Annotated in this window: 3 protein-coding genes; all 3 read right to left on the bottom strand. The window is 33.2% G+C overall.

Annotated elements, in window-relative coordinates:
- Positions 1-172: 172 nt before the first annotated feature.
- Genes ICJ85_RS16015 through ICJ85_RS16005 form a run of 3 tightly spaced genes read right to left on the bottom strand, consistent with a single transcriptional unit; the run spans position 173 to position 2,745 of the window.
- On the bottom strand, positions 173-703 hold the full coding sequence (locus ICJ85_RS16015; RefSeq protein ID WP_188224806.1) for a hypothetical protein: 531 nt from the start codon (positions 701-703) through the stop codon (positions 173-175).
- Positions 704-730: 27 nt separating this feature from the next.
- A complete protein-coding gene (locus tag ICJ85_RS16010) occupies positions 731-1,408 on the bottom strand; it encodes a hypothetical protein (RefSeq protein ID WP_188224805.1) in 678 nt (225 codons plus the stop codon).
- On the bottom strand, positions 1,405-2,745 hold the full coding sequence (locus ICJ85_RS16005) for a tyrosine-type recombinase/integrase (protein ID WP_188224804.1): 1,341 nt from the start codon (positions 2,743-2,745) through the stop codon (positions 1,405-1,407). Before ICJ85_RS16005 ends, ICJ85_RS16010 begins: the two co-directional genes overlap by 4 nt.
- Between the last annotated feature and the right edge of the window lie 100 nt (positions 2,746-2,845).

Raw genomic sequence — 2,845 nt, 5'->3', positions numbered from 1 at the left:
TGCAACTACTTAAAGCCCCCTAAAACTCTTTAAAATGGCGTTTTTTGACTACAATCGTCATCTACACCACACTACTTTTATTTTTGTGATAATTTTTTATCACAAATTTATCACATGAAATATCACAAGAAATTTAGTTATAATTTTGATTGGTTTACTATGTAGTTTACCCCTATTTGTTAGTCTCTTCTAATACAAATCCTCTTAATGATTCATCATCTAAAAGAAACTGCTCTAACAGCTTTAAATTAAACTTGTCCTTTTCCAGACTGGTCTCTAAAAACCAAAAATAAGGTGTTGAATATTTACTCTCATCATACCTTACCTTCATAACATCTTGTAGTACTTTGTCAAACTCTCTAACAAGATAATCCGGAACATGAGTATGAACTTGTTTTAAGGTGGCGATATACCTATCTAGCTCTTGATTAGACTCTGTTTTTTCTCTTTTATAGCGTTTGCTATAAATCCAGACAACAAGCTGTATGAAGTCTTTGGAAAACAAAAAGTTTTCAACCTTATCTTTTAGGGTTTCATACCTGCAATAATCACCGCTATAAATATTCTCAAGTAATTCTCTTAAGTACTTTGAAACAGTTGTATTCCTTTTAGCTGCTTCCGCTTGTATGGTATCTTTTAATTCTTGCGACAGACGTAAATTTACTGATGGATCAGTATTTTTTACTGGGTATTTTTTGCTCATGATATCTCTGGGTAGTTATGTGGGATTTTATTCCTTGAAATTGACATTAAATACGGTTTCTAAAAGATAGGCATCAACCTCTTGTTCACTGGGTAAATTTGCCTTATTTGACCTTTTAACTTTAGTAGGTTTATCTTTTGATAAGTTCTCCTTCTTTAAAATATCGTTATAGACTTTGTTATTGAAAACAGATGGAGGCAGTTCTGATAATTCTTCTGGAGTTTCTTCTGTTTGTTTTCTATCTAAACAGAAAATAGCCTGAATTTTATCAATATGACTACCAATCCAATCCAGTTGTAGTTTAAGCAAACCAAATTCTTCCTTTGTAACTTCATTAATCGCTTCATTGGTATTGTTTAATAACCAATCATAAACATACTTGCAGGTAAGTATATGTTTTTGATATTCCCCAAGTAAATAATCAAATGTCTCTTTTGAAAGTTCGTCTCTTAGCTTCTGTAACTGATATACATTATTTTCAAGCTGGGTTGGTTTGCTTAAGAGCTCAACCGTTGGTGAGCATTTATCGGAATATGTTGTGTCTCCATTTACTTTTAAAACTCCTACAGCATTTATTACTCTATAGTCGTTAAATTCCTTTTCCTGTTCTTCGGTTAAATCCGGAAATATATTATTTGGAATATAAAACAGGCTTGGTCGGTATATACCTTGCACCAACACTTCTAAATCATTGCCTTGGGTCATGCTTTAGTATTTAACAATTGTGAATAATCCTCTGGTAGTTCGGCATCAATATCTCGCAAATACTTTTCAAGAGCTCCCATAGTGGTGTGTCCTGTAATTTGCATCAGTTTACTCTTAGCTGCAAATGGTGACGATTCTTTTACTAGTGCTCTGTAGACTTTCGTGATATAGGTATGTCTAAAGCTATATAAACCATAATCCTGATTAAAACCAAAATGATCTTTAACGACAGCTTTAAATCGTTTACTGAAATAATCACGTCTGGCCTCTAAGGAAGCTTCCCATTCGCCTCCCAGCGCTTTAGGTGTAAATAGATAACTATCCTTGTCTAATCCCTCTAGAACCTCTTCTAGTTCCTTAAGCAATATTTCAGGTACAATTTTAGTTTTTAATGTCTTGGTTTTAACTTTTATCTTCAGAATATTTTCATCGAAATCAATATCACCAACCTTAAGTCTACAGACCTCTTTAGGTCTTAAAAAAACATAGGCTATAAACTTGATAAAAAGTAATAGTACTGGGTCCTTATCTTCTAAATGCTCAAAAATGTCATTTTCCTGTTTCTGAGTAAAGGTTTTATGTCGCTCTGGATTGGACTGTAATTTCGGAATATTTTTAACGAAGTTCTTATTGATGATTTCATTTCCTTCTAAAGTTTGGAATATAGTACTTAAACAGGTTCTGTAATTGTTTCTATTCCGTGGAGAAGTATTGAGCTGCACGTCATTTAGAAATGCTACAACCATCATTTTAGATACCTGGTCAATTCCTTTAACATCTGCATGATGCTCATTCATCCAAGTTTCAAAAAGTTTGCAACGGTTAGTGTAATCAACTAAAGTACGCTCACTCACCAAATTCTTTTTAAGCTTTAAAGCATAGTCTAAGGCATCTTTTAAACTCATAGAAGACTTTTGTACTTCCTTAGGTTCTTCTTCCTTTAAAACCACTTTATTTTCAGTTGGTTTTGTAGGCGCATTAACCTGCTTGACTTTTTGATCCTTTTGCTGTTGGGATTTATAATGTTCCGTATTATCAACAAACGGATTATAGCCTTCCTTTAATAATTTTAATAAACGCTTTTTATAAAGTGCTAATAATGCATAACGAGCTTCCTTTGTTTTATGACGATTAACTTGGCCATAGATGTTTTTCTGACGTTTCATCTTTCCTGTTTTTGGATCTAAATAGGAAAAATAAACATACCATCGTTTCGTTAAATCGCCATCGGCATCGTAAATTTTTGGGATTGAAAATGGGGTTTTGTGTTCCAAATCGTGTTCTAAATCGTGTTCAGTTTTAGAACCAAATGTAAGTAATTCATTAATTAAATGCATAAAAAAACGGTTTAGAGTGAACTAAACCGTTGATTTTGAAAGAATTTAATCTTAGTAGCGGGAACAGGACTCGAACCTGTGACCTTCGGGTTATGAGCCC

The organism is Aestuariibaculum marinum, assembly GCF_014596975.1.
Taxonomy (GTDB): Bacteria; Bacteroidota; Bacteroidia; order Flavobacteriales; family Flavobacteriaceae; genus Aestuariibaculum; species Aestuariibaculum marinum.
The sequence above is the reverse complement of the archived record's forward strand: the minus strand, read 5'-3'. Positions and strand labels throughout refer to the sequence as shown.

What these genes read in the sequence shown, in the direction of transcription:
- ICJ85_RS16005 (WP_188224804.1), bottom strand. Translation starts at nt 2,745, where the DNA reads ATGCATTTAATTAATGAATTACTTACATTTGGTTCTAAAACTGAACAC.
- ICJ85_RS16010 (WP_188224805.1), bottom strand. Translation starts at nt 1,408, where the DNA reads ATGACCCAAGGCAATGATTTAGAAGTGTTGGTGCAAGGTATATACCGA.
- ICJ85_RS16015 (WP_188224806.1), bottom strand. Translation starts at nt 703, where the DNA reads ATGAGCAAAAAATACCCAGTAAAAAATACTGATCCATCAGTAAATTTA.